The organism is Microbacterium sp. CIAB417, assembly GCF_022788845.1.
The window spans coordinates 29,470-54,644 of the sequence record NZ_JAHZUT010000005.1 but is presented as its reverse complement, the minus strand read 5'-3'; the positions used below and the strand labels follow the sequence as shown (position 1 = coordinate 54,644).

Genomic DNA, 25,175 nt, shown 5'->3' with positions numbered 1-25,175 from the left:
GCCTATCGTGACGGAGGAAGCGAAGGATGCCGGAGGCCCCATGTTCTCGTTCGATCCCTATGCCGAACTGGCCGAGCTGCGCCCGGTCGCGCCGCTGGAGCTGACCAGCCCCGATTTCACCGCCGGCGGCCCCCTGCCGCTGTTCGCGTGGTCCGCGGCCCGCGGCGGCGAGGACCGCGCTCCCGCGCTGGAGTGGTCGCAGCCGCCGGCCGGCGCGCGCAGCATCGCGATCAGCTGCTTCGATCCGGATGCCCCGACCGGCTCGGGCTTCTGGCACTGGGCGGCGTTCGACCTGCCTGCGGACACGACGTCGCTCCCTGCGGGGGACGGCACCGCCGCCTCCCTCCCCGGCACGGCGCGCGTCCTGCCCAACGAGCAGCGCAGCGAGCGCTACATCGGTGCGGCGCCGCCGCCCGGAACGGGCGTGCACCGCTACTTCTTCGTCGTGGACGCCCTGGATGTGCCGACACTCGACATCGCCGACGGATCGACGCCGGCGGTCCTCGGCTTCAACCGCCACTTCCACACCCTCGCCCGCGGCATCCTGATCGGCACCGCCGACCCCGCCGAGCGCTGAGGGCTACTCCGACAGGGAGTGCCCGAGCACCGAGAGCGTCGCGGCCTGCGCGGCGGTGGCGCTGTCTCCGCGCCTGCGGACGAGGAGGCCGACGACCGACTCCGTGACGAGCATCAGCGCGGCTCGGGAGGTGTGCAGCAGCTCGTCGCGGAACGAGTCGTTGATCGGCGCGACGACGAGGGCGACGTCCGCGATCTCCGCGACCGGCGAACGGGGGAACGACGTGATGGCGAGGACACGAGCCCCGCTCTCCCGTGCGGCCGTCATGACGTCGATCGAGGCGCGGTTCACGCCCGATCCCGACACGACGAGGCAGGCCGAGCCGGGCCCCAGCAGGGAAGCGGTGATCTGCTGTCCGAGCGTGTCCGCGACGTATTCGGCCGGCCGACCCGCCGAGGTCAGGCGCATCGCGAGATCCGCGCCCACCGGAGCCGACAGCCCATTCGCCGCGACGAGCAGCCGCGTCGACGCGTCCAGCTCGTCCACGAACGCCGTCAGGTCCTCCTCGGTGATCGCGGACACGGTCTGCGCGAGCCGCGCCGAGAACCGGTCCACGGCTCCCCGCAGCGCCCCGAGCATCGTGGCGTCCGCTGTGTCGTCCGGCGCCGGCGCGACGGTCGCCCGCTCCCTGGCGAGCGCGACGCGCAGCTGCGGGTATCCGTCGTAGCCGAGCGTCTGCGCCGTCCGGATCACGGTGGCGCGTCCCACCCCGACCGCGTCCGCGATCTCCTGGGCGGTCCGCTCGACCGCGAGGTCGACATCCGTGGCGATCGCCTCCGCGACGCGCCGCTCACTGGGCTGCATCGACGGTGCGAGCATCGCGATGCGCGTCGTCGGGGGTGCGTCAGCGGGTCCCGGCCACATGGATGCGCTCCTGTCTCGTCGCGGTCGCCCTCGCTCGGGGGCCGCGCATGATGCGTCGGCGGATCGCGCCCGAGACCGCATCCATGAGCATCGTCGCGAGAACCACCACGATGAGCAGCATCCCGACCGTATCCCACTCCCGGAAGTTCGTGTAGTTCGCGAGCATGCTGCCGATGCCGCCCGCACCCACGAGGCCGAGGACGGCCGAGGTGCGGATGTTGATCTCGAAGCGGTACAGGGCGAACGACAGCAGGCTGGGCGCGGCCGCGGGCCAGAGCGCCCAGCGGGTCACCTCGGCGGTGCTGCCGCCCGCGGCGCGGACGGCCTCGGACGCCCCCTCCTGGACCGACTCCACCGTCTCGTACACCCACTTGGCCTGGGTGCCGATTCCCGCGATCGCGAGCGCCAGCGCACCGGTGAACGGCGTGAGCCCGGTGACGGTGAGCAGCAGCAGGGCGATGATCACCTCGGGAACCGCGCGGATCACCGCGAAGACCCCGCGCAGCGGCAGGCGCAGCCAGACCGGCCCGACGTTGCGCGCCGCGAGCATGCCGAGCGGAATGGACACGATCACGCATCCGATCGCCCCGATCCACGCCATGGAGATCGAGCGCCAGGTCTCGAACAGCGCCTGCGGAAGCATGTCCCAGTTCGGGTCGGCGAACATGAGCACGAGGTAGTGCCAGATCTGTCCCGGGAGCGCCCCCAGATCTCCCCACGGGATCGGGAGGCCGGCGGCCGCCACCAGCACGACGGCTCCGACGAGGACGGCGACGACCGTGGGGACGAGGCGGGAGGGATGGCGCGGGAGATCGAGTCCGATGCTGCGCGCCGTGGTCGCGATGGTCATACCAGCCGCCTCCGCAGGAAGTTGGAGAAGATCTCGATGAGCACGACGACGACGAGGATCTCCAGGACGATCACAGCGACGTCGTCGTAGGCGTAGAAGGCCCGCCGTTCGTCGAGAAGGCGACCGATGCCACCGGCGCCGACGATGCCGAGGATCGCCGAGATGCGCACGTTGAGCTCGAGCGTGTACAGCCACTGGTTGGCGAAGAGCGGCCAGGTCTGCGGCAGCACGCCTCTGCGGTTGATCTGCGTCTGAGAGCCGCCGGCGGCCCGCCCGGCCTCGATGACGGGCAGGTCCGTCGAATCGATCGCCTCGGAGACGAGTTTGACGATGATGCCGAGGTCGAACAGGAACAGGGTGATGAGACCCGGGAGGGCGCCGACGCCGACCATCGCGACGAGCACCGTGGCGTACACGAGATCCGGAACGGAGCGCACCACGTTGATGATCGTGCGCACCAGCACACGCGTCGGAGTGTTCGGGTTCGTCGGCGAGGCCGCCCACAGCGTCAGCGGAACCGAGATCACCGCGGCCAGGGCGGCGCCGACCACGGCCATCTGCAGCGTCTCGAGCATGGGCCCGATCGTGCGCGGCAGGAACGAGAAGTCCGGCTGGAGGAACTGCGCCAGCAGCCCCGAGCCGTTGCTCCAATTGCGGATGAGCGCGCCGAGGTCCAGGTCGATCCCGCCGATCGCCGGGATGCAGGTGGCGACCGTGAACGCCGCGAAAGCCAGGGCGACGAGCGTCGTCCGCAGCCGGGAGGTGGGCTTCGGGGGAACGGCGAGCGGCCGCGATGCGTTCGTCATGCGCCGAGCACGTCCCGCGGCTGGATGGGGCGGCCGTAGATCTGCTCGAAGTCGTGGTCCGTGGCGGCCGCGGCCGGACCGTCGTAGACGACCTCGCCGGCGCGCAGCCCGATCATGCGGGTCGTGTACTGCCGCGCGAGATCCATCAGGTGGATGTTGACGAGCACCGTGAGATGCTCCTCGACGTTGACGCGCCGGAGATCGTGCATGACCGCATGGGCCGTCGGCGGGTCGAGGCTCGCGACCGGCTCGTCGGCGAGCATGACGCTGGGCTGCTGGGTGAGGGCGCGCGCGATCGCCACGCGCTGCTTCTGCCCGCCGGAGAGCTGCCCGGCGCGGTTCCAGACCTTCTCGAGCATGCCGACCGAGTCGAGGGCGCGCAGCGCGAGCTCACGGTCCTGGATCGTGGTCAGCCCGAGCAGCGTCCGCCAGGTCGGGGTGTGCGCGAACCGCCCGACGAGGACGTTGCGGTACACGTTCGCGCGATCGGCCAGGTTGAACCCCTGGAAGATCATGCCGATGTGACCGCGCATCTCGCGCAGGGTCCGGCCGCGCATGCCCGTGACGGTGTGCGGGCCGACGGTCACGGTGCCCGTGGTCGCCGGCACGAGGCCGTTGATCGTCCGGATGAGCGTCGACTTGCCCGAGCCGGACAGCCCGACGATCGAGACCATCTCGCCTGCGGGGATGTCGAGGGAGACCCCGCTGAGGGCGCGGGTGCCGTTGGGATAGGTGACCGAGACGTCGTCGAGACGGATCGACCACGACGCGGAGGCCGGGAGCAGGGCCCCGGCCTCAGCGCGCTGCGGATCAGTGTGCATGCACCGGATCTCTCAGGTGAGAAGGGTCAGTTGGAGAATTCGGCGAGGATCTCGCCGTAGCGGGTGATCTCGTCCTCGGCGGTCTCGCTCGTCCAGTCGGAGAGGCCCACGAGGTCGAACATGACGGATGCCGCGGCATCCGAGGACTCGGCGTAGCCGTCCAGGAGCTCGGTGAGCTCGGCGACGAGGTCGTCGGGAAGCGTCGAGGTGACCGCGACACCGCCGTTGGGGATCATCTCGGTGTAGGCGAAGGCGACGACCTTGTCCGCGATGTCGGGGGCCTCTTCGGTCACCGTCGTGCGGGCGTCCCAGTACGCGAAGCTGACCTCGGCGTCACCGTTGTAGACGGCGAGGACCGCGTTGTTGTTCCCCTCGACGGGGACCTGCGTGATGCCGGCATCCGTGTCGACGCCCTGATCGCGCATCGCGACGACCGGATACTGGTAGCCGGCCGGGGACGTGGCGGCCTGGAGGGCCACCTTCGTGCCGTCCGAGATCTCCGCGAGCGCCTCGATGCCGGCGGGTCCGGATCCGGTCGCCTCCGCTGCGGCCTCCTCGATGCCGTTGCAGTAGGACAGTTCGATGCCACTGGCGGCGTACGTCGACAGGACGGGTTCGTCCTCGCAGTACTTGTCGGGGTTGTTCGTGTAGGCCACGGAGGCGTAAGAGGTCGCGCCGAAGCGGACGTCGCGCAGGATCAGCTCGGCGTCGTAGCGCTCGGTCGCGTTGTAGAGGGATCCGGCGTCGGTGATGATCACCTGCGCCTGGTCGGTGCCCAGCGCCTCGACCGTCGCCGCGTAGTCGGAGGCGACGACGCCCTTGACCTCGATGCCGAGGTTGTCGGACAGATAGGTGGTGAGCGGATCCAGCGCCTGAGCGAGGTCTTCACCCTCGACCGACGGGACCAGCGACAGGGTGATGGACGACGGCCACTCGGCCGCCTCGTCCGCCGTGCCGTCGGCCGAACTGCTGCTGCAGCCGGCGAGGGTGAGAACGGCGACTGCGGCGATGCCCGTCGTGAGCAGGGACTTACGCATGGGGGTCGTGCCTTTCGGTGTGGGTGGTGCGTGCGGGGGTGGCGGATGCCGCGTGAGCGGCCCAGGCTTCGATGTCGCTGTAGAGGTCGGCGAGAGTGCGCGCGCGGAACGTGACGGCGGCGGGGGAGCGTTCGGCGGTCGCGCCGACGAGAGCCGTCTCGGCACCGAGCGCGGCGGCCGGAGCGAGATCGAACTCGAAGATGTCGCCGACCGACAGGACCGGCCCGTCGGCGATCGCCGCGCGGAGGATGGGGGTGAGGCCTGCGGGCTTGCCGACCGTGAAGTGCAGGTCGTCGAAGAGGTCGGCAACGCCCCAGCCTTCGAGCACCGGTCGGATGCCGGCACCGGGCGCGTTCGTCGCCAGGACGATGCGGGCATGACGGTGGACGCGGGCCAGGAAGTCGGCGAGCCCGGCCGGAGGCGCTATCGCCGCGTGCTCGGAGCCGAGCAGGGCGCGCGAGGACTGATAGGCCGACTCGAGGGTCTCCGCCGTGACGCCCTGGGCGCCGGCGAGCGAGCTGATCACGTCGTATCCGTCGCGGGCGTCGCCCTCGCCGCGCTCGAAGGCGGCCAGCGCGAGCATCGCGCGGTCCGCGAAGGCGTCATCGTCGGCGGCGCTCGCCACGGCGCGGGCGAAGGCCTCGAGCGGACCGGCGCCCAGCGCGATGGTTCCGTCGAAGTCGAGGATGAGGGTGGCAGTCACGGGTCTCCTGATCTGATCGCATCGCCGCTGCGGACGATGCGTCCATACTTGCATCGGTTTGTGGACGATACGACCATCCTGCGTGAACATCGCGTGAACTCCGGCATCGCCGCTCCGTCCGGCGCCGTGTGCTGAGCGCCGCGGGCTGCCGCTACGCTCGTCGACGTGATCGACCGCCTGGATGCCGCAGCCGCCGCGCACGATGCTCCCGCCGTGCTCTCGATGTTCGACTGGCTGGGTCCCGCGATCGATGCGGATGCCGCGGCGGGACGCTTCTCGCGCTGGGGACGCTCGACCGTCGTGGACGAGAACGTCGGCGCACCCGTCCTGCCGCGCGCGTTCTTCGAGGCGCTGCACGAGCGTGCGCGACAGGACGCGCGCTGGCCGGTCGGCAACGCCGGCGTGCTGCATGTCTACGGCTATCTGCTCTCCACCACGCCCACGCCGTACGGACTGAAGCGCGAGCGCTGGCTCGACGGCGCGCTCGCGCGGGCCTGCGGACTGGCTCCGGACGCGTTCGTCCCCTGGGCCGATGACCGCACGCTGCTCGCGCGGGTGACCGACGCGGCCGAGACGCTGTTCACGCAGTCACCCGTGCGGAGTCAGCCGCTCGGCGACGCGGTGGCGGTCGTCGCGATCGCGGATCGGCATCCGATGCCCTCCGCGCTGGCCTACGCGCTGGAGCATCCCGCGGACGGCCGACGCCTCATCACGATGTTCCCCGTCACCGACCCCGCAGCCCTCCTCGTCGAGTTCGACGCTTCCCCTCCCCGCCCCCGCTGGAACGCCGTCCCCTGACCCGCACTCCCGTCCCCGACCCCGCGCAGTCGTCACCGTAGCCCAAGTTGCCCCTCCCTTCCTTCCCCATGTCTTCCCCCTTCCCGCCGCAGTCGTCGGCGTAGCCGACGCTGCCCACCCCGCCCCTTCCCCGTGTCTTCCCCCTTTCCTGGCGCAGCCGTCGGCGAAGCCGACGCTGCCCACGCCCCGTCTCCTCCCCCGGTGCAGTCGTCGGCGTAGCCGACGCTGCCTCTCCTCCCTCTCTTCCCTCGTTGTTGCAGGTGGCCTTCCCTCGTTGTTGCAGGTGGCCTTCCCTCCTCGGGAGGGCGGAGGGATGCTCGGGTCGAGAGCATCGGGAGGGCCCCGGCGAAGCCGGGAGGGACCCTCCGCGAACGACCCGAGCATCCCGCAGCCCGCCGCCACCCCGCGATGCCGCAGGCGAGCCCCTCGCCCCCTCGGCCCGCCCCCAGCACCCCCGCTGTCCGACCCGCCCCGTAGGCTTGACCCATGCGCTTGGCCACCTGGAACATCAACTCCATTCGCACGCGAATCACCCGCGCCGTCGAGTTCGCCGTCCGGGAGGACATCGACGTCCTCGCCCTGCAGGAGATCAAGTGCAAGCCCGAGCAGTTCCCGTACGCGCCGTTCGAGGAGGCGGGCTACCAGGTCGAGGTTCACGGCTTCAATCAGTGGAACGGCGTCGCGATCGCGAGCCGTCTTCCGATGTCCGATGTGCGCACGTCGTTCGCCGGTCAGCCCGGATTCGCGAAGGGGCACGAGGGACCGGATGCCCCGCTGGAGGCTCGCGCGCTGGGCGTGATGGTCGACGGTGTGCGGGTGTGGAGTCTGTACGTGCCGAACGGTCGCAGTCTGAACGACCCCCACTACCTGTACAAGTTGCACTGGCTGGAGCAGCTCAAGAACGCCACCGCCGCAGAGCTCTCCGCGAACCCGGGCCTCCCGCTCGCCCTCGTCGGAGATTTCAACATCATCCCCTTCGACGCCGACAACGGTGACCCCGCGATCGTCGAGGGCGTCTCGACGCACGTGTCTCCCCCGGAGCGTCGGGCGTTCTTCGCCCTGACCGAGGCTGGCGTGACCGACGTCGTGCGCCCCCTCATCCCCGAGGGGTACACCTACTGGGACTACCAGCGCCTGAAGTTCCCGCGCAACGAGGGCATCCGCATCGACTTCGTCCTCGGTTCTCCCGCGCTGGCCGACGCCGTGACCGGAGCGGCGATCCACCGCAACGAGCGCAAGGGCGAGCAGCCCAGTGACCACGTTCCCGTCGTGGTCGACCTCGATTTCGGGTCGGGCGCGGAGGACGACGATCTGCCGATGATCTTCGCGTGAGCGACGTGGCGATCCGGCTCATCGCGACCGATCTCGACGGCACGCTGCTGACCGGGGACGGCGCCGTCTCGGCCCGGACGCGCGCCGCTCTCGATACCGCGCGCGCTGCCGGCATCCGGACCGTCCCTGTGACGGCGCGCCAGCCGATCGGGTTGCGCCAGATCGCGGCCGGGGCGGGTTTCGACGACTGGGCGCTGTGCGGCAACGGCGCCTACGGCGTGCACCTCACGACCGGTGAGCAGCTGTTCGCGCAGGAGATCCCCGCTGCCGTGCAGCAGGAGCTGGCCGAGGCCCTGGGCGCGGTCATCCCCGACCTCGTGTTCGCGAGCGTGCGCGACGGCGGGGAGGGTTTCATCGCGCAGGACGGCTATGCCGCGCTCGCGCAGCTCAGCGACCACAAGCGCGATCCGGCCACGATGGGCGGGGTCCCGCTGGCCGATGTGCTCGCGGCTCCCAGCCTGAAGCTCGTGATCCGGCATCCGTCCGTCCCCATCCCGGAGATCTTCGCGGCGCTGCAGGCCCTCGGGCTGAGCGGGTTCGAGGCGACTCTGTCGGGTGCTCCGTTCGTCGAGGTCATGGCCGAGGGCGTGACGAAGGCGACGGGTGTCGCTCAGCTGTGCGCCCGCCTGGACATCGACAGCTCGGAGGTGATCGCCTTCGGCGACGCGCTCAACGACCTGGAGCTCCTGCGCTGGGCGGGCCGCGGCGTCGCGATGCCTCACGCCGAGCCCGCGGTTCGGGATGCCGCGGACGAGGTCGCCCCGGCATCCAACGACGCCGACGGCGTCGCGCAGGTGATCGACCGGCTGCTCGCCTGAGCCTCACCGCGCGCGTGCTCAGCGCCGGGAGAACACGCTCCGTCGGGTGAGGAATCCGCCGAGGACCAGAAGACCCAGAGCGACCGCGACCAGAATCGTCGGTGCCGCTGCGCCGGTCGCCGCGAGCGCCGCGCCGGCCTCGGCGTCGCCGCTCTCACCGTTCGGTGCCGCGCCGCCCTGGAGGGGAATCACGGTCAGCGCTACGCTCGCCTCGAACGCGGACGAGGCGCCGATCGCGACGACGTGATGCGCTCCCGCAGGGACGTTCGTCGGGATGGTGACAGAGCCGGCGATGCGTCCCGCGGCGTCCGCAGTGAGCTGACCGAGCGGCATCGGGGTCGAGTGCAACTCCAGCCGCACGGTCTCGCCGGGCTGGAAGTTCTCGCCGGTCACGTCGATGACCTCGCCTGGGCGCGCCGAGGTGACGGACACCTGGAGGCGCGGCGTGACAGCCGGCGGTTCGCAGTCCGTCGCGAGCGTGATGTCCACCCCTTCGACGACCTCGCCGGCGGCGAGGTCGATGGTGTCGGCATCCGGTCCTTCTCCGGCCACCGCATTCCGACCGACAGACTCACTGTGCCGATCACGCGGCAACGTGTGAGCTGAATGTAGCGGCGAGCAGTCGGCCGTGGGAAGAGGCAGATCTCGGACTATTCCCCCATCGTCCCGGTGCGCACCTCGCCCGGCACCGGCGCGTAGCGCAGCAGCAGCGTCCCGCCGTCGCCGGACTCGGCGTGCAGCAGTCTCAGGTTCGCCGGCGCTGCTCCGTCGGGGAACACCTTCTTGCCCTGACCGAGCACCACCGGGTACACCCACAGCTGCAGTTCGTCGTACAGCCTCTCGGCGAGCAGGGTCTGCACGAGGTCGACACTGCCGATCACGTGCACGTCCCGATGCCACTCGCGCAGCTCCGCGATCTCGGCGGCGAGGTCGTCCCCGATGCGCGTGCTCCCGGGCCAGTCCAGCCGGATTCCGGCATCCCGCGACGCGACGTACTTCGGCACCCGGTCGAAGAGCTGCCCGATCCATCCCTCCTCGCCCGTGGTGTGCTGCGGCCAGTAGCCGGCGAAGATGTCGTAGGTGCGCCGGCCGAGCAGCAGCGCGTCGAGCGTGCGCATGCCCTCCTCGACACCGCGCCCGACGGCCTCGCTCGGCAGCGGCGCCTGCCAGCCGCCGAACGGGAAGCCGTCGGAGGGGTCCTCCTCCGGCCCGCCGGGTGCCTGGGCGACGCCGTCCAGGGTGGTGAACAGATCGATGATGATGCGTCCGGTCATGATGCGCTCCTCTGCGAATCGGACATGACGAGCGGTGCGATGTGGAAGGTCGCGGCGAACGCGTCCAGAGCGCTCTCGTCGCCGCGCACCACGGCGACGATATCCTGCGCGAGGGCTTCGGCCGGGGTCACGTCTCCGGCGATCAGCCGACGGATGCCCGGCCCGGCCACGATGACGGCCTCCGGATCTCCCTCCGGAAGGCGCCCGCCGACGGGAGGGGCAGGCGGGGCGAGACGACTCACGGACAGCTCGCCGCCGGTGACGACGACCCGCAGGGCGACGTCGCCGACGTGCAGCTCGAAATCGGTGTCGACGGCGGTCTCCGGCTGGAACGACGTGCGCAGCGCCATCGTCAGCGAATCCCCCGTGACGACGTCGCCGGGCTCGGGGTCTCCCATGGCCTGGAAACCCCAGCGCCCGAGGGCGAGCAGGATCGGCTCGAGCGAGCGCCCGTAGGCCGTCAGCTCGTAGACGAGCCCGCAGTTCATCAGCGGCACGCGCCGCACGACGCCGCCCTCCTGCAGCTCTTTGAGCCTCGTGGAGAGGATGTTGGTCGGGATGCGCGGCAGGCCCTGCTTGAGATCGGTGTACCGACGGGGGCCGACGAGCAGATCGCGGACGATGAGCAGAGCCCACCTCTCCCCGATCAGCTCGACGGCCGTCGTCACACCGCAGTACTGGCCGTAGCTTCGTGCCGCCATGTCAGGCCGGCTCGGCGCCCTGTCCCGCCATGTACGCCTCGGGCCCCTGCTCGGCGGCCTCTTCGCTCATGTACAGGAACTCGAGGATGTTGCCGTCCGGGTCCTCGAGATCGCGCGAGTACATGAAGCCGTAGTCCTGGGCCTCGCGCGGCTCGGTCCCCCCGGCAGCGAGACCGGCGGTGAGCACTCCGTCGACGGCCTCGCGGGAGTCGCGGCTGAGTGCGACGAGCGCCTGAGCGGCACTCTTCGGATCGACGACCTGCTTGTCGGTGAACGTGCCGAAGTACTCGCGCGTGAGCACCATGAAGTACACGTCGTCGCTCCACACGATGCAGGCGGCGTTCTCGTCGGTGAACAGCGGATTGATGTCGCATCCGAGGGCCGTGTAGAACGCCTTGCTGCGCTCGAGGTCGGTGGTGGGCAGGTTGACGAAGATCTTCGTGGACATGCTGACTCCCTTGTCTGATGAGGTCGTCCGATGCGGACGAGACCGATACTTGCAAAAAACAACTGAGCTTGTCAATAGCAAGCACGCGCGCATCCGTCCCAGGGCGGATGCCGCGGCATCCGCCCTTGCGTACCGTGGAGGCATGCCCGCTCCCACCCGTCCTCTGACCTCGCAGCAGCGCAGGTCCGACCTCGTCATGGCCGCGGTCGTCTTCGTCGCCGGCATCATCAGCGCCGTGCTGTCGTCGATCTCCGAGATCTACGGCGACGACCAGGCGCCGCTCGGCTACGCGGTCCTGTACCTCTTCGTGATCGCCGCGCCCCTGGCCGTCCGCCGCGTCTGGCCCGCGCCCGTCGCCGTCATCGTGTCGATCGCCTACTTCTTCGCCGTCACGTTCCGCATCCCCGAGCTGTACGCCGGGAACGTCGCGATGTTCATCGCGCTCTACACGGTCGGCGCCTGGATGGCGAACCGCCGAGCGGCGCTCGTCGTACGTGCGGCGATCATCGCCGGCATGTTCCTCTGGCTCCTCATCACGATGTACCGCGACGCGATCGACACGGCACGCGAGGAGGAGGTCATCGCCGGCGCCATGTCGCCGTACGTCGCGTTCATGATGCTGCAGATCCTCCTGAACGTGCTCTACTTCGCCGGCGCGTACTACTTCGGGGAGCGCGCGTGGAACGCGGCCAGGCAGCGCGCGACGCTTGAGCAGCGTACGGCCGACCTCGAACGCGAGCGAGAGGTGACCGCGGCGCAGGCCGTCGCGCTCGACCGGGTGCGCATCGCGCGCGAGCTGCACGACGTCGTCGCCCACCACGTGTCCGTCATGGGTGTGCAGGCGGGAGCGGCGCGCACCGTGATCGATGCCGACCCCGTACAGGCGAAGCTGATGCTCGCCGGCATCGAGGAATCGGCGCGCGAGGCGATCAGCGAGCTGCGCAACCTGCTCGAGACGCTGCGCTCCTCGGACGAGGACGCCGCGGACACCGCCTCCACCGTGGAGCTGTCCGACATCGCCGACCTCGTCGCGGCCACGACGGACGCCGGTGTGCCCGCCGTCTACGAGGTCGTCGGGGATCCGCGGCCGGTGCCGTCCGTCGTGGCGGTCAACCTCTACCGCATCGCTCAGGAGTCGCTGACGAACGTGCGCCGCCACGCCGGCCCCGGCGCGCGCGCCGACGTGCGGCTGCGATACGACGACACCGCGGTCGAGCTGGAGGTCGTCAACACCGGCCATCGCGTGCTGACGATGCGCGGCGGTCTCGGGCAGCTCGGGATGCGCGAACGCGCGGCCGCATCAGGTGGGACCATCGAGTCCGGGCCGCGGGAGCGCGGCGGATGGCGGGTCCGGGTCACCGTTCCGCTCGTCCCGGCGGCGGCCGGAGCGGTCGTATGAGCGCCTCGATCCGCGTCCTCCTCGTCGACGATCACGCCCTGCTGCGCGCCGGCTTCCGGACCATCCTGGACGCGCAGCCCGACATCACGGTCGTGGGCGAAGCGGCGACCGGCACGGAGGCGGTGGCCGCGGCATCCGCCCTGCGTCCGGACGTGATCTGCATGGACGTGCAGATGCCGGACATGGACGGCATCGAGGCGACGCGCCTCATCGTGGCCGACCCGGGCGTGCAGGCCGCCATCGCGATCGTCACGACGTTCGATCGCGACGACTACCTCTTCGCCGCCCTGGATGCCGGAGCCGGCGGGTTCCTTCTGAAGAACGCGGGTCCCGAGGATCTCGTCGCGGCCGTACGGGCCCTCGCCGCCGGCGACGGGATGCTCGCCCCGGAGGTCACCCGCCGCGTGCTGGCGCGATTCGCCGCCGAGTGCACGGATGCCGCGCCTCCGGTCGCGGGCATCACGCCGGCCGAACCGTTCACCGACCGCGAGGCCGAGGTGCTCGCGCTCATGGCCGATGCCCTGAGCAATGCCGAGATCGGCGCGCGCCTGTACATCGGCGAAGCGACGGTGAAGACGCACGTGTCGCGCATCCTGCAGAAGCTCGGCGCGCGCGACCGCGTGCAGGCCGTCGTGCTGGCGCTGCGCGGAGGGCTGGCGTAGAGCGCACGCACGATGGACGCCCGCGATAGCCTCGCATCCATGACCGATCCCGCCGCGCCGATCTCGCGTCCGATCACGGCCGGGATCGTGACGGCTCTCGTCGGCTTCACGAGTTCGTTCGCGGTCGTGCTCACCGGCCTCTCCGCCGTCGGCGCCTCCACCGCCCAGGCGGCGAGCGGACTGCTGGCGCTGAGCATCACGATGGGACTGGCCTGCATCGTCCTGGCATGGCGGTATCGGATGCCGATCACCTCCGCCTGGTCGACCCCGGGTGCCGCGCTGCTGGCCGCCACGGGCGCCGTCGAAGGAGGCTGGCCTGCCGCGGTCGGCGCCTTCCTCGTCGTCGCGGTCCTCATCCTCGTCGCGGGGCTCTGGCCGGGATTCGGGCGGCTGATCGCACGGATCCCGTCATCCATCGCCCAGGCGATGCTGGCCGGCGTCCTGCTGTCCCTGTGCCTGGCGCCGATCACGGGGATCGCCGAGAATCCGTGGGGCGTCCTGCCCGTCGTGCTGACCTGGCTCGTGTGCGCGCGGTGCGCTTCGCGCTGGGCCGTGCCGCTGGCCTTCGCGGCGGCGGCGATCGTCGTCGCGGTCGACCTGTTCCGCACCGGCGCGTCGGTCGATCCGGCGCTGCTGATCCCGAGTCTCGAGCTCACCGCCCCGACCTTCACGGTCGGCGGACTGATCGGGGTCGCGCTTCCGCTGTTCGTCGTGACGATGGCGTCGCAGAACGTGCCCGGCGTCGCGATCATGCGCAGCTACGGCTACGAGGTCCCCTGGCGACCGGCGATGTTCGTCACCGGCATCGGCACCGCGCTCGGTGCTCCCGCCGGCGGCCATGCCATCAACCTCGCGGCGATCAGCGCGGCTCTGGCCGCAGCTCCGGAAGCCGATCCTGACCCTCGCCGACGCTGGGTCGCGGGAGTCTCGACGGGCGGCGCCTACCTCGTCCTGGGCGCGTGCTCGGCCGCCTTCGCCGCGCTGGTGCTGCTGGCCCCGGCGGCCGTGATCCCCGCGGTGGCCGGGCTCGCGCTGTTCGCCGCGTTCGGCTCGGCCGTGCAGCAGGCGGTCGCCGAGCCGGCGGAGCGGATGCCCGCGGTGGTGACGTTCCTCATCGCCGCGTCCGGACTGTCGCTCGCCGGGATCAGCGCGGCGTTCTGGGCGCTGATCGCCGGCCTCGTGGTGCGCCTCGTGCTCACGTACCGCCGTCGCACCTCGGCCTGAGCCGGGATTCCGCCGCGCAGCGGACCGGGGTCCGCCGCAGGGGGGATGCCGTGGCATCCCGACGGTTCGTAACGTGGTCGCATGCGAACCGGAACCCTGCAGCTGACAGGCATCACCAAGAGCTACGGCACCCGCCGCGTGCTCGACGACATCACCTTCCCCGTGGCCGGCGGACATCTCACCGGTTTCGTGGGAGGAAACGGCGCCGGCAAGACCACCACGATGCGGATCATCCTGGGCCTGCTCGCCTCGGACGGCGGCTCGGTCACACTCGGCGGGGCCGAGCTGACTCCCGAGATCCGCCGCAACTTCGGCTACATGCCCGAGGAACGCGGGCTCTACCCGAAGATGAAGGTGCTCGAGCAGGTCGCGTACTTCGCGCGTCTGCACGGCTTCTCCAAGACGGATGCCGTGGACCGCTCCACCGCGCTGCTGGAGGAGCTCGGGCTCGGCGAGCGCCTGGGCGACAACATCGAGGCGCTGTCGCTCGGCAACCAGCAGCGGGCGCAGATCGCGGCATCCCTCGTGCACGACCCGGACGTGCTCATCCTCGACGAGCCCTTCTCGGGGCTGGACCCGCTGGCGGTCGACACGGTGGCCGGCGTGCTGCACGAGCGCGCCGCGCGCGGCGTCTCGGTGCTGTTCTCCTCTCACCAGCTCGACGTCGTCGAGCGCCTCTGCGACGACCTCGTCATCATCGCCGGAGGCGTGATCCGCGCGTCGGGTGCGCGCGACGAGCTTCGCCGTCAGCATTCCGCGCCACGATGGGAACTGGAGACCTCCGGGGACACCGGATGGCTGCGGGGCGAGCCGGGCGTGACGGTCATCGACTTCGACGGCGGCAGCGCGGTGTTCGACGTCGACGATCCGGAGACGGCTCAGCGCGTGCTGCGGCGTGCGCTCGACGGCGGCGCCGTCCACCGCTTCGCGCCCCAGCAGCCCACGCTCGCGCAGATCTTCAAGGAAGTCATCCAGCCGGCGCCTGCCGCCGACGAGCTCGAGGAGGCCGTCCGATGACCACCACCGACATCCGCCGTTCGACGGACGGACACCCCTCCCTGTCGCCCGCGCAGGGCATCTGGCTCGTCGCGGAGCGCGAGCTGTCCACGCGCCTGCGCAGCAAGGCGTTCCTCATCTCCACCGGCATCCTGCTCCTGGTCGCCCTCGCCGGGGTGATCTGGATGGGGATCGCGTCGAACTCGACGAGCTCGACCCCCATCGCCGCGACGAGCGAGGCGGCGGCGATGCTCCCCGACGGCCATACGTTCGAGGTCACCGAGATCGACGGACGCGAGGCCGCGACAGCACTCGTCGAGGACGGCGAGGTGGATGCCGCCGTCATCGCGGACTCGAGTGCGCCGACCGGCGTGGTGATCATCGCGAACCAGTCGCCGCCGGACGCCCTCGTGGCCGCGTTCTCGCTCGCGCCGACCGTCGAGCTGCTGGACCCGGACGCGCCCAGCTTCGGCATGCGCTACGCCCTGGGGATGATCTTCGGGATCGTGTTCATGATGGCCGCGCTGAGCTTCGGCTCGCCCATCGCGACCAGCGTCGTGGAGGAGAAGCAGACCCGCATCATCGAGATCCTGCTGTCGGCGATCCCGGCACGGGTGCTGCTGGCGGGGAAGGTCATCGGCAACACGCTGCTCGCGATCACGCAGATCCTGCTGCTGGTCGTGGCGGCCGCGGTGGGGCTGATCGTGACAGGGCAGACCGAGCTGCTGCAGGGCTTCGGCGCGCCGCTGATCTGGTTCGCGGTGTTCTTCCTGTTCGGCTTCGTGCTGATCGCGACGATGTTCGCGGCGGCGGGATCCCTCGTGTCGCGGCAGGAGGACGTGGGCTCGGTCTACACGCCCATGATGCTGCTGGTGATGGCGCCGTTCTACCTCGTGCTGTTCCTGGGCGAGAACCAGACAGTGATGACGATCCTGTCGTACGTGCCGTTCTCGGCGCCCGTGGCGATGCCGATCCGCCTCTTCTTCGGCGAGGCCGCCTGGTGGGAGCCGCTCGTCGCGCTCGCCCTGCTCGTCGCCACGTGCGCGGTCGTCACCCTGCTGTCGGCGAAGATCTACGAGAACTCGCTGCTGAAGATGGGCGCCAGGGTCAAGCTGGGCGAGGCGCTGCGCGTCTGAGACGTCAACGCCAGCGAAAGGGCGGATGTCGTGCCGGTCGGCAGGGCATCCGCCCTTTCGTCACGGTTGTGTAACAGCGGCTCCCGGGTGTTGCGTCCGCGAATCGTCGCTGTTTCACTCCTATTACAACTTTCAGTGATTACTGAAAGTTCATTGACGCCTGAATCGGAATCCTCCTAGCGTTCTGGGAACAAGACCGCGAACCCCGTGGTCCCACCGCCGCCGCACGCTCAGGGATCTCCCTCTGGTGTGGCTCAAGGAGGAGTTATGCACAGCAAGGCTCGACTGGCCGCCGTGACAGCGGTGGCCGCTCTGACACTCACGGGATGCGCAGCGACGACACCCGACACGACCGAGGAGGACCCGATCCGCTTCGCGGTCGAGGAACCCGATTCGATGGTCCCCGGCAACCAGTTCGGCTCCTACGCGATCCTCGAGGCCCTGTTCGCGCCCCTGACGGCGATCGACGACGACGGTGAGATCTCCTACGTCGCTGCGGAGTCCGTGGAGTCCGCGGACGCGAAGACCTGGACCATCACGCTCCGCGACGGCTGGACCTTCCACGACGGCGAGCCGGTGACCGCGCAGGACTACGTCGACACATGGAACCACGCCGCTTACGGCCCCAATGCGTGGGTGAACGGCGCCCAGTTGGCGAATGTCGTCGGCTACAGCGACCTCAATCCCGCAGACGGCGAACCGACGGCGACCGAGATGAGCGGTCTCACGGTGGTCGATGAGCTCACTTTCACGGTCCAGCTCGTCGCCCCCGACCGCCAGTACCCGCTCCAGCTCACGATCGGTCAGACCGGCCTCTATCCCCTTCCCGCGGACACGTTGACGGATCTCGAAGCATGGGAGGCCGACCCCGTGGGCAACGGTCCGTTCCGCCTCGTCGACGGCTGGTCGGAGACAGAACCCATCGAAGCGGTGGCGTACGACGACTACGCCGGGGCGGATCCGACCATCGACGCGGTCACGTTCGTGCCGTACCTCGACACCGCGACGGCCTACACCGATGCCCTGGCCGGCGAGATCGACATCGTCGCCATCGCCGGTTCGCAGGTGGTTCAGGCGCGCAACGACTTCGGCGATCACGTCCACGAACTCGACGCTCCGGGCGTCGATTTCCTCGGCTTCGACCTGACGGACCCGCGCTTCTCCGACATCCGCGTGCGCCAGGCGATCTCGATGGCGATCGACCGGGAGGCCATCAACGACGCCGTGTTCGGCGGCTCACAGATCCCCGCGACCTCGCTCACGTCGCCCACGATGCCCGGCGACCCCGCCGGTGTCTGCGGCGACTACTGCGAATTCGATCCGGAGGCCGCACAGGAACTGCTCGCCGAAGCGGGCGGTCTCGACGGCGAACTGCAGGTGCACTTCATCGCCAACTGGGGCCAGGAGGACCTGTTCGAGGCGATCGCGAACCAGTTGCGTCAGAACCTCGGGATCGAGAGCGTCGTCGCCACGCCGTCCGCCGATTTCGCCGCCTTCACCGACATGGTCGCGAACGGTCAGGCTGCGGGTCCGTTCCGCGCACGGTGGGGGGCACTGTATCCGAGCCAGCAGAACACGCTGACTGCCGTGTTCACCGCGACGGGTGAGGGCAACTTCGGAGCGGGCGGCTACAGCAGTCCCGACGTCGACGAGCTGCTCCGTGCGGCCAACGCGGCGGAGACGCTCGAGGACTCCTACGCGGGTTACGCGGCCGTGCAGGAGCGCATCCTCGAGGACTTCCCGACCGTTCCGCTGTTCGGCAACCGCTACATCTACGTGACCTCGGACCGCATCGCGGAGCTGCACACCAACGCCGGCGCCGTGGACGTCGCCGAGATCGTCGTCACGCCCTGATCGGAGAACGCCCCGTGCTCGACCCCGCACCCGCCCTCGGCACGGTGGAGGACATCCTCCGCCGTGCCGGTGCGGTCCCCCGCTTCGAACGCATCCCGTCCGTCGATGAGCTCAACCACCGCCTCGAAGACCTGCGCCGCGCACACCCCGACCTCATCGCCGTCGAACGCATCGGCACGACCCGCCTCGGCGAGCCGATCCCGATGTACCACGTGGGCGAGGGCAGCCGCTCCGCGCTGATCGTCGGCGGCGTCCACCCGAACGAGCCGATCGGTTCACTCACGATCCTGCACCTGATGGACGAGCTGATCTCCGATCAGGCGTTCCGGGTGGGCTCCGACACGTGCTGGCACATCGTGCCCTGTGCGGATCCGGACGGGATGCGGCTCAACGAGGGCTGGTTCGCTCAGCCGCACGACCGCGAGCGATACGCCAGGGAGTTCTTCCGTCCGGCACCGGACGAGCAGGTCGAGTGGACCTTCCCGTTCGCATACAAAGCCGCGTACTTCGACGCGATGATGCCGGAGACCCAGGCCCTGGCACGCGCGATAGACGAGACCCGGCCCGACCTGTATGTGCCGCTGCACAACTCGGAAGGCGGCGGCGCGTACTTCTACCTGTCGCGACCTCTTCCGCAGCTGTACCCCCTGTTGCACGAGGTCACCGCGTCGCAGGGCGTGCCGCTGCACACGGGCGAGGCCGAGGGTCCGCATTTCACCGCGCTCGACGTCGCGATCTACGAGATGGGGACGCTCCAGGACGCCTACGACTGGACGGAGGAGCACGGGCTCGACCCCTATCCGCCCGGTTCGGCCGGAGATGCGTCGACGTCCTACGCCCGTCGCTACGGCACGCTCTCCCTCATCGCCGAACTGCCCCAGTTCAGTGATCCTCGGGCCGATGACACCCAGCCCACCGGCACATCCCACCGCGACGCACTGCGCCTGTGCGGCGAGCGGCTGGTCCACGCCGGAAGCACTCTGGTCTCGCTGATCGAGCGGGTCGAGCCGCATCTGCGCATCGACTCCCCGCTCCTGCGAGCCGCCCGCGCTTTCGCCCCGATGGCGCTCTCGAGCGGCCAGAGCGACCTCGCCCGTGCGGAGGTCGAACCCGATCGGCCAGCCACAGTCGCCGAACTCTCCAGCCTCGACGGCGGCGTCGATCTGCACCGCCTGCGGTGGGGAGGCATGCTGCTGCGCGCTCTCCAGGCCGAGGTCGACGCGGGCGTCGCCGCACTCGAGGTGCGACGCACCGCGGACGAACTGCGGGTCCTCTTCGACGAATGGCTCCGCGAGGCGCAGGCGCGCCTGGACGGGCGGACCTTGCCGCTCGGTCGCATCGTCGGGGTCCAGTACGGCGCGATCCTGGCCGCCCATGCTCAGCTGGAGCACCGCTGATGAGACTCGTCTGGGGGATCGCGCAGCGACTGGTCGGCTTCGTGATCGTCTTCCTCGGTGTCACGTTCATCATCTACTTCGCCGTCTTCAGTCTTCCCGGCGACCCGATCCGCGCGCTGGCCGGCGATCGGCAGCTCCCGCAGTCCGTGATCGACGCCATCAACGCCAAGTATCTGCTCGACCAGCCGCTGTGGACCCAGTACACCAACTATCTCGGCAACCTGCTCACCGGTGACCTCGGCCTGGACCTGACCGGGCGCGCCGTGTCGGACAAGCTCGCGGCGCGATGGCCCGTCACCATCACGCTCGCCCTGACCGCGTGGACCCTTCAGGTGATCCTCGGTCTCGCGGTCGGCATGACTTCCGCGCTCAAGCGCGGAACGGTGATCGACAAGGGTCTTCTGGTGCTGACGATCGGGCTCAGCTGCATTCCGGTCTTCGTCCTCGGGATCACCGCTCAGCTGCTGTTCGGTGTGCGCCTGGGATGGCTGCCCGTCGCCGGCATCCGCGACGGCTGGCCGCTGTCGTACCTGCTGCCCTCACTCGTCATCGCCGCGATCGGGCTCGCATCGGTGTCGCGCCTCGTCCGGGGTTCGATGATCGAGAATCTCGAGGCCGACTACGTGCGCACCGCCCGAGCCAAGGGGATCGGCGAGGGAAGGGTGGTCGGGTTGCACGTGATGCGCAATTCGCTCATTCCGACGGCGACGTTCCTAGCCACCGATCTGGGATTCCTGCTCGGAGGAACCGTGGTGATCGAGGGCATCTTCAACCTTCCCGGCGTGGGAAACCTCCTCTTCACCGCCATCCGCGACCATGAGGCGGCGATGGTGGTCGGCATCTCCACGGCACTCATTCTGATCTTCCTGATCACCTCGCTCCTCGTGGACGGCCTCCACGCGGCACTCGACCCGAGGATCCGCCGTGCCTGAGAGCATCCGCCCCCAGACCGCGAAGATCCCCGCCCCGAAGACCGCGAGGATCGCGGTGCCCCCGACCCGCGAGTCGCCGTGGCGGACGCTGCTGCGCCGACCACTCTTCTGGCTCGCCGCGCCGATCCTGCTGATCGTGCTGGCCTTTGCGCTCGCACCTGCTCCGTTCGCGGCGATCTTCGGCAACGGCGATCCTCGCGCCTGCGATCTCGCGGACAGCGCGGTGGCGTGGGCGCCAGGCCACCCGTTCGGCTTCGACCTCCAGGGATGCGACATCTGGGCCGGCGCGGTCTACGGTGCGCAGAGCTCGATCGCCGTCGGATTCCTCGCCACGGCGATCTCCCTGGCGATCGCTCTGGCGTTGGGAACGGTCGCCGGCATGGGAGGGTCGATCGCCGACTGGACGGTGTCCCGGCTCACAGAGGTCTTCCTCGGCTTTCCCTTCCTCCTCGCGGCGATCGTCGTGCTGAACATGCTCGGCACGCGCAACGTGCTGACGGTCGGCATCGTTCTGGGGATCTTCGGCTGGCCGATGATGGCGCGGCTCATGCGCAGTTCCGTGCGCTCCGTGGCCCGCGCCGACCACGTCCTCGCCGCACGGACGATGGGCCTCGGGCCCACGCGGGTGATCACTCGCTATGTGCTCCCGAATGCGGTTCAGCCGGTGCTCCTCATGGCCACCCTCACCGTCGGCGGAGTGATCGTGGCCGAGAGCACCCTGACCTATCTCGGCATCGGGCTGTCATCCCCGGCGATCTCCTGGGGACTGCAGATCGCGGCAGGGTCTCGCGTCTTCCAGACCTCCCCGCATGTCCTGGTGCTTCCCAGCGTCCTGCTGGCGCTCACGGTGCTGGCGATCGTCGCCCTCGGCGAGGAACTGCGCAGCGTCTTCGACCCCCGGGAGCGACGATGAGGACCCGCGGGAGCGACGACCAGGGTGGGATGCTGATCATGAACAGGCCCGAAGGGATGGACGCATGAGCGACGACACCGATCAGTCCGACACCGTGGACGAGCGCGAGCAGTACCGACGCGAGTTCGCCGAGGAGATCAGCCTCATCTGGGAGATGACCGGAACATCTCGTATGGACGGGCGCGTGCTCGGCTATCTCATGATCATGGACCGGCCGTACATCTCCTCCGCGGACCTGGCCAAGGCGCTCAGCGCCAGCACGGGTGCCGTGTCCATGGCGACACGGCGGTTGATCGACACCAATTACATCCGCCGTCACTCGGTTCCCGGCGACCGGAGCCACTACTTCAAGGCCGAGGAGGATCCGTGGGGCTCGTTCCTCGCCAACGAGCGCCGCTACTTCGACCGCCATATCCGATCGATCGACACCGCCCTGCGGTGGCTGGATCCCGCCGAGAAGGATGCCAGGGTCCGGTTGCGCAACGGCCGCGACTACCTGGAATGGGTGCAGGACTACCACCACAAGATGCTGGGCGACTGGGAAGAGCACAAGCGCGCGCGTGACGAGCGCGAACGTGAGGCTGACACATGACCCGGCCCGAAGCAGTCCTGAGCATCCGCGACCTGCGCGTCCGCTTCGGCACGCGCGCACCGGTCGAGGTCGTGCACGGCATCGACCTCGACGTCGCGCCCGGCGAAGTGGTCGCCGTCGTCGGCGAATCCGGCTCCGGCAAGACCGTGACCGCCATGTCCGTCATCGGGCTGCTCCCGGAAGGCGCCGACGCGACCGGATCGGTGATGCTTGACGGGGAGGAGCTGATCGGTCTCCCGGCCTCCGCGATGCGCCGCATCCGAGGTGCCAGGATCGCCCTCGTCTCGCAGGATCCGGTCGCGTCGCTCAATCCGGTCTTCACGATCGGCTTCCAGGTCGTCGAGGCCGTCCGTGCGCACGACCGCACGCTCGGACGACGAGCTGCGCACTCCCGAGCGCTCCAGCTCCTCGAACTGGTGGACATCCCCGATCCTGCGCGTCGGATGAAGCAGTATCCGCACGAGCTGTCCGGTGGGCAGTGTCAGCGCGTCGGCATCGCGATGGCATTGGCTTCCGACCCGCAGCTGCTCATCGCCGACGAACCGACCACGGCGCTGGATGTGACGGTACAGGCCGAGGTCCTGGATGTCCTCGCCCGGGTGGGGCGCCGCGACGGACGAGCCGTCCTGTTCATCACGCACGACATGGGAGTCGTCGCCGAGCTCGCCGACCGCGTGGTCGTGATGCGCGACGGCGCGGTCGTCGAACACGGCGACGCGCGGACGGTGCTTCTCGCTCCCGCGGCGGGATACACCCGCAGGCTCCTGGAATCGGTGCCGCGCATCGGTCGCCGCGGCGCGACGCCGCCGGTGGACGCCGCCGCCCTCGTCTTGGACGTCGCCGACCTGGAGGTGACATACGGGAACCGCCTTCGCGGCGTCTTCCAGGCCGTCGACGGCGTGAGCCTGCACGTGCGGCGCGGCGAGATCGTCGGACTGGTCGGCGAATCGGGCAGCGGCAAGTCGACGATCGGCAGAGCCGTCATCGGCGCTGCCCCGATCTCCGGCGGCGGCATCACCGTGGAAGGAGTCGACATGCGCACCGCCAATCGGTCGGAGCGCCGGCTCGCACTCCGACGCGTCGGCGTGGTGTTCCAGAACCCTGCGATGTCCTTGAATCCGCGATACACAGCGAGACAGAGCATCGCCGAGCCGCTGCACAGCATCCTCGGCCGGCGCGGGCGCGCGCTGACCGATCGTGTCGAGGAGATCCTGGAATCGGTCGGGCTGGCGGAGCAGGCGGACCGCTACCCGCATGAGCTCTCGGGGGGCCAGAAGCAGCGTGTCGCGATCGCGCGAGCCGTCGCATTGGACCCCGCGCTCCTCATCGCCGACGAGCCCACGAGCGCACTCGACGTGTCGGTCCAGTCGCAGGTGCTGGACGTCTTCCGCGAGCTGCAGCAGCGCTTGTCCTTCGCATGCCTGTTCATCAGCCACGACCTGGCTGTCATCGACGAGCTGTGCGATCGCGTCATCGTCCTTCGCGGCGGCAAGGTGATCGAGTCCGGCCCGCGGGAGCAGGTGCTCCAGCGCCCGGACCACGAGTACACCCGGCGACTCCTGGACGCGGCACCGGTCCCCGACCCCGACGTCCAGCGACGCCGCCGGGAGGCCCGGCTGGCGTCGATGTCGAGCTAGCGATCCCCCTCAGGAATATGCGTGTGCATGGAATGGTTCAGAATGGATGGAAGAGCGGACGACGGAGTCGGCAGCAGAACCCGACTTCGAAAGGTCCACCATGTCCACTCCTGTCCTCGATCGCGCCGCGAACACCACCGTCCCGGTTCTCGACATCCTGGCCGAGCGCTGGAGCCCACGCGCCTTCGACAGCACGACCCCGATCGATGAGGCGAAGCTCGCCGCGGCCCTCGAGGCCGCGCGCTGGGCGCCGTCCGCGAACAACACGCAGCCGTGGCGCTTCATCGTCGCCCGCCGCGGCTCCGACCTGCACGCCCGCATCCTCGACGGCCTGCTCGGCTTCAACCAGGCCTGGGCCGGCAATGCCGCCGTCCTCATCGTGGCCCTCGCCGAGGAGACGACGGCCGACGGCGCCCCGCTCAGCCACGCGCAGTACGACCTCGGCCAGGCCGTCGCGCACCTCTCGGTCCAGGCGCACGCCGACGGCCTGGTGGTGCACCAGATGAGCGGATTCGAGCGCGCGACCCTCGAGCAGCTGCCGGGCGTCGAGCCGCGCTTCGCGCCGACGACCGTGATCGCGCTCGGCCAGTTCGGCGACGTCGATTCCCTGCCCGAGGTCCTGCAGGAGCGCGAGGTCGCCCCGCGCGTTCGCCGCAACCTCGACGACACGGTCCTCGCCAGCGCGTAAGGCCCGTCGACGGGTGAGCGCGGCAGGCTATCGCGCCGCGCGGAGCCCGTCGAGCGCGACGCGCAGCACGTCGTCGGCTAGCTCGGCGGCCCCCTCGGCGCCGGTGGGGCGGTACCACTCCACGATCGAGTTGACCATCCCGAACAACAGGCGGGTGGCGAGTCCGGCGTCGACGTCGGCGCGGACCGTCCCCTCCTCCTGTGCGACGCGGACCAGAGCCGTCACGTCGCGGTCGAAGCGGCGACGACGTTCGAGCGCCGCCCGCTCGACCTCGCTGTTGCCGCGCACCCGCAGCAGCAGCGTCACGTAGGGCAGCTTGTCCACGAGCACGGCGACCGCGCCGCGCAGCACGCGTTCGAGCCGGGCGCCGGCGCCGTCCGTCGACGACCCGGCCGAGCGCAGCACGCCCTCAAGTCCGCCGAGCGCCTCCTCGAGAGCGACCTCGAGCAGCTGCTCCTTCGACGCGTAGTGGTGGTACAGCGCGGACTTCGACAGACCGAGGCGCTCGGCCAGCGAGGAGACGGAGGTCGCGTCATAGCCGTGCTCGATGAACACCTGCACCGCGACGTCGAGGACCTGCCCCTGGTCGTAACCGGGTCGGCCTCGGCGCGCTGGAGTGTCGGACACGGCTCCCAGTCTTGCACCCGATTGCCGACCCTCGCTCCGCCTGCCATACTGAATTACCGACCGATCGGTTGGTAATTACCCGGGACGAC

At 69.9% G+C, this 25,175-nt stretch carries 27 protein-coding genes; 16 read left to right on the top strand and 11 right to left on the bottom strand.

The window, feature by feature from the left end; translation table 11 throughout:
- The first annotated feature begins 40 nt into the window (after positions 1 to 40).
- Positions 41 to 577 (top strand): YbhB/YbcL family Raf kinase inhibitor-like protein, encoded by a 537-nt coding sequence (locus KYX17_RS21120; RefSeq protein ID WP_249223983.1) that lies wholly within the window; start codon positions 41 to 43, stop codon positions 575 to 577.
- 3 nt (positions 578 to 580) lie between these two features.
- Here the strand turns inward: KYX17_RS21120 and KYX17_RS21115 are convergent, their stop codons facing one another.
- From KYX17_RS21115 to KYX17_RS21090, 6 genes are read right to left on the bottom strand one after another with little or no spacing between them, the layout of a single operon-like run.
- A complete protein-coding gene (locus KYX17_RS21115; RefSeq protein WP_243229320.1) occupies positions 581 to 1,441 on the bottom strand; it encodes a MurR/RpiR family transcriptional regulator in 861 nt (286 codons plus the stop codon).
- A complete protein-coding gene (gene phnE, locus KYX17_RS21110; protein ID WP_243229319.1) occupies positions 1,422 to 2,291 on the bottom strand; it encodes a phosphonate ABC transporter, permease protein PhnE in 870 nt (289 codons plus the stop codon). The genes KYX17_RS21115 and phnE (KYX17_RS21110) overlap by 20 nt, the downstream gene beginning before the upstream one ends.
- Positions 2,288 to 3,097: a phosphonate ABC transporter, permease protein PhnE gene (phnE, locus tag KYX17_RS21105; protein ID WP_243229317.1), complete on the bottom strand. Its 810-nt coding sequence runs from the start codon at positions 3,095 to 3,097 to the stop codon at positions 2,288 to 2,290. Before phnE (KYX17_RS21105) ends, phnE (KYX17_RS21110) begins: the two co-directional genes overlap by 4 nt.
- Complete coding sequence (phnC, locus tag KYX17_RS21100) at positions 3,094 to 3,918, bottom strand: phosphonate ABC transporter ATP-binding protein (protein WP_243229315.1); 825 nt, start codon at positions 3,916 to 3,918, stop codon at positions 3,094 to 3,096. The genes phnE (KYX17_RS21105) and phnC overlap by 4 nt, the downstream gene beginning before the upstream one ends.
- Positions 3,919 to 3,944: 26 nt before the next feature.
- Positions 3,945 to 4,955 carry a phosphate/phosphite/phosphonate ABC transporter substrate-binding protein gene (gene phnD, locus KYX17_RS21095; RefSeq protein WP_243229313.1) on the bottom strand — a complete coding sequence of 337 codons (1,011 nt, stop codon included), beginning with the start codon at positions 4,953 to 4,955 and terminating at the stop codon, positions 3,945 to 3,947.
- Positions 4,948 to 5,658 carry an HAD family hydrolase gene (locus tag KYX17_RS21090; RefSeq protein ID WP_243229311.1) on the bottom strand — a complete coding sequence of 237 codons (711 nt, stop codon included), beginning with the start codon at positions 5,656 to 5,658 and terminating at the stop codon, positions 4,948 to 4,950. Before KYX17_RS21090 ends, phnD begins: the two co-directional genes overlap by 8 nt.
- A gap of 165 nt (positions 5,659 to 5,823) precedes the next feature.
- Here KYX17_RS21090 and KYX17_RS21085 point away from each other — a divergent pair, with 165 nt between their 5' ends.
- The 3 genes from KYX17_RS21085 to KYX17_RS21075 all read left to right on the top strand — a co-directional run bounded on the left by KYX17_RS21085 (position 5,824) and on the right by KYX17_RS21075 (position 8,606).
- Positions 5,824 to 6,456, top strand: a complete 633-nt coding sequence (locus KYX17_RS21085) for an amino acid deaminase (RefSeq protein ID WP_243229309.1) — start codon at positions 5,824 to 5,826, stop codon at positions 6,454 to 6,456.
- A 486-nt stretch (positions 6,457 to 6,942) separates the two neighbouring features.
- The gene (locus KYX17_RS21080) at positions 6,943 to 7,788 is read left to right on the top strand and encodes an exodeoxyribonuclease III (protein ID WP_243229307.1); all 846 of its coding nucleotides are present in this window, start codon (positions 6,943 to 6,945) and stop codon (positions 7,786 to 7,788) included.
- Positions 7,785 to 8,606 carry an HAD family hydrolase gene (locus KYX17_RS21075; protein WP_243229306.1) on the top strand — a complete coding sequence of 274 codons (822 nt, stop codon included), beginning with the start codon at positions 7,785 to 7,787 and terminating at the stop codon, positions 8,604 to 8,606. Before KYX17_RS21080 ends, KYX17_RS21075 begins: the two co-directional genes overlap by 4 nt.
- 18 nt (positions 8,607 to 8,624) lie before the next feature.
- Here the strand turns inward: KYX17_RS21075 and KYX17_RS21070 are convergent, their stop codons facing one another.
- The 4 genes from KYX17_RS21070 to KYX17_RS21055 all read right to left on the bottom strand — a co-directional run bounded on the left by KYX17_RS21070 (position 8,625) and on the right by KYX17_RS21055 (position 11,029).
- Positions 8,625 to 9,158 (bottom strand): hypothetical protein, encoded by a 534-nt coding sequence (locus KYX17_RS21070; protein WP_243229304.1) that lies wholly within the window; start codon positions 9,156 to 9,158, stop codon positions 8,625 to 8,627.
- 98 nt (positions 9,159 to 9,256) lie between these two features.
- Positions 9,257 to 9,880, bottom strand: coding sequence for a dihydrofolate reductase family protein (locus tag KYX17_RS21065; protein WP_243229302.1), 624 nt, complete (start codon positions 9,878 to 9,880; stop codon positions 9,257 to 9,259).
- A complete protein-coding gene (locus KYX17_RS21060; protein WP_243229301.1) occupies positions 9,877 to 10,581 on the bottom strand; it encodes a helix-turn-helix domain-containing protein in 705 nt (234 codons plus the stop codon). The genes KYX17_RS21065 and KYX17_RS21060 overlap by 4 nt, the downstream gene beginning before the upstream one ends.
- A 1-nt stretch (position 10,582) precedes the next feature.
- Entirely contained in the window at positions 10,583 to 11,029 is a 447-nt protein-coding gene (locus KYX17_RS21055) for a VOC family protein (RefSeq protein ID WP_243229299.1), read from the bottom strand.
- Between the two features lie 142 nt (positions 11,030 to 11,171).
- Here KYX17_RS21055 and KYX17_RS21050 point away from each other — a divergent pair, with 142 nt between their 5' ends.
- The 12 genes from KYX17_RS21050 (at position 11,172) to KYX17_RS20995 (ending at position 24,459) form a co-directional block, all read left to right on the top strand.
- Positions 11,172 to 12,428 (top strand): sensor histidine kinase, encoded by a 1,257-nt coding sequence (locus KYX17_RS21050; protein ID WP_243229297.1) that lies wholly within the window; start codon positions 11,172 to 11,174, stop codon positions 12,426 to 12,428.
- The gene (locus KYX17_RS21045) at positions 12,425 to 13,090 is read left to right on the top strand and encodes a response regulator transcription factor (RefSeq protein ID WP_243229295.1); all 666 of its coding nucleotides are present in this window, start codon (positions 12,425 to 12,427) and stop codon (positions 13,088 to 13,090) included. Before KYX17_RS21050 ends, KYX17_RS21045 begins: the two co-directional genes overlap by 4 nt.
- Before the next feature lie 39 nt (positions 13,091 to 13,129).
- A complete protein-coding gene (locus tag KYX17_RS21040; RefSeq protein WP_243229294.1) occupies positions 13,130 to 14,314 on the top strand; it encodes a benzoate/H(+) symporter BenE family transporter in 1,185 nt (394 codons plus the stop codon).
- A gap of 81 nt (positions 14,315 to 14,395) precedes the next feature.
- The gene (locus KYX17_RS21035; RefSeq protein ID WP_243229292.1) at positions 14,396 to 15,331 is read left to right on the top strand and encodes an ABC transporter ATP-binding protein; all 936 of its coding nucleotides are present in this window, start codon (positions 14,396 to 14,398) and stop codon (positions 15,329 to 15,331) included.
- The gene (locus KYX17_RS21030) at positions 15,328 to 16,446 is read left to right on the top strand and encodes an ABC transporter permease (RefSeq protein WP_243229290.1); all 1,119 of its coding nucleotides are present in this window, start codon (positions 15,328 to 15,330) and stop codon (positions 16,444 to 16,446) included. Before KYX17_RS21035 ends, KYX17_RS21030 begins: the two co-directional genes overlap by 4 nt.
- Positions 16,447 to 16,713: 267 nt before the next feature.
- Entirely contained in the window at positions 16,714 to 18,300 is a 1,587-nt protein-coding gene (locus tag KYX17_RS21025; protein WP_243229288.1) for an ABC transporter substrate-binding protein, read from the top strand.
- A 14-nt stretch (positions 18,301 to 18,314) separates the two neighbouring features.
- Positions 18,315 to 19,697 carry a M14 family zinc carboxypeptidase gene (locus KYX17_RS21020; RefSeq protein ID WP_243229286.1) on the top strand — a complete coding sequence of 461 codons (1,383 nt, stop codon included), beginning with the start codon at positions 18,315 to 18,317 and terminating at the stop codon, positions 19,695 to 19,697.
- Positions 19,697 to 20,629, top strand: coding sequence for an ABC transporter permease (locus KYX17_RS21015; protein WP_243229285.1), 933 nt, complete (start codon positions 19,697 to 19,699; stop codon positions 20,627 to 20,629). The genes KYX17_RS21020 and KYX17_RS21015 overlap by 1 nt, the downstream gene beginning before the upstream one ends.
- Positions 20,622 to 21,542, top strand: coding sequence for an ABC transporter permease (locus tag KYX17_RS32350; protein WP_243229284.1), 921 nt, complete (start codon positions 20,622 to 20,624; stop codon positions 21,540 to 21,542). The genes KYX17_RS21015 and KYX17_RS32350 overlap by 8 nt, the downstream gene beginning before the upstream one ends.
- 64 nt (positions 21,543 to 21,606) lie before the next feature.
- A complete protein-coding gene (locus KYX17_RS21005) occupies positions 21,607 to 22,134 on the top strand; it encodes a GbsR/MarR family transcriptional regulator (RefSeq protein WP_243229283.1) in 528 nt (175 codons plus the stop codon).
- A complete protein-coding gene (locus tag KYX17_RS21000) occupies positions 22,131 to 23,771 on the top strand; it encodes an ABC transporter ATP-binding protein (protein WP_243229281.1) in 1,641 nt (546 codons plus the stop codon). The genes KYX17_RS21005 and KYX17_RS21000 overlap by 4 nt, the downstream gene beginning before the upstream one ends.
- A gap of 100 nt (positions 23,772 to 23,871) precedes the next feature.
- Positions 23,872 to 24,459, top strand: a complete 588-nt coding sequence (locus KYX17_RS20995; RefSeq protein WP_243229280.1) for a nitroreductase family protein — start codon at positions 23,872 to 23,874, stop codon at positions 24,457 to 24,459.
- A 27-nt stretch (positions 24,460 to 24,486) separates the two neighbouring features.
- Here the strand turns inward: KYX17_RS20995 and KYX17_RS20990 are convergent, their stop codons facing one another.
- Positions 24,487 to 25,086, bottom strand: a complete 600-nt coding sequence (locus KYX17_RS20990) for a TetR/AcrR family transcriptional regulator (protein ID WP_243229278.1) — start codon at positions 25,084 to 25,086, stop codon at positions 24,487 to 24,489.
- Positions 25,087 to 25,175: the final 89 nt, after the last annotated feature.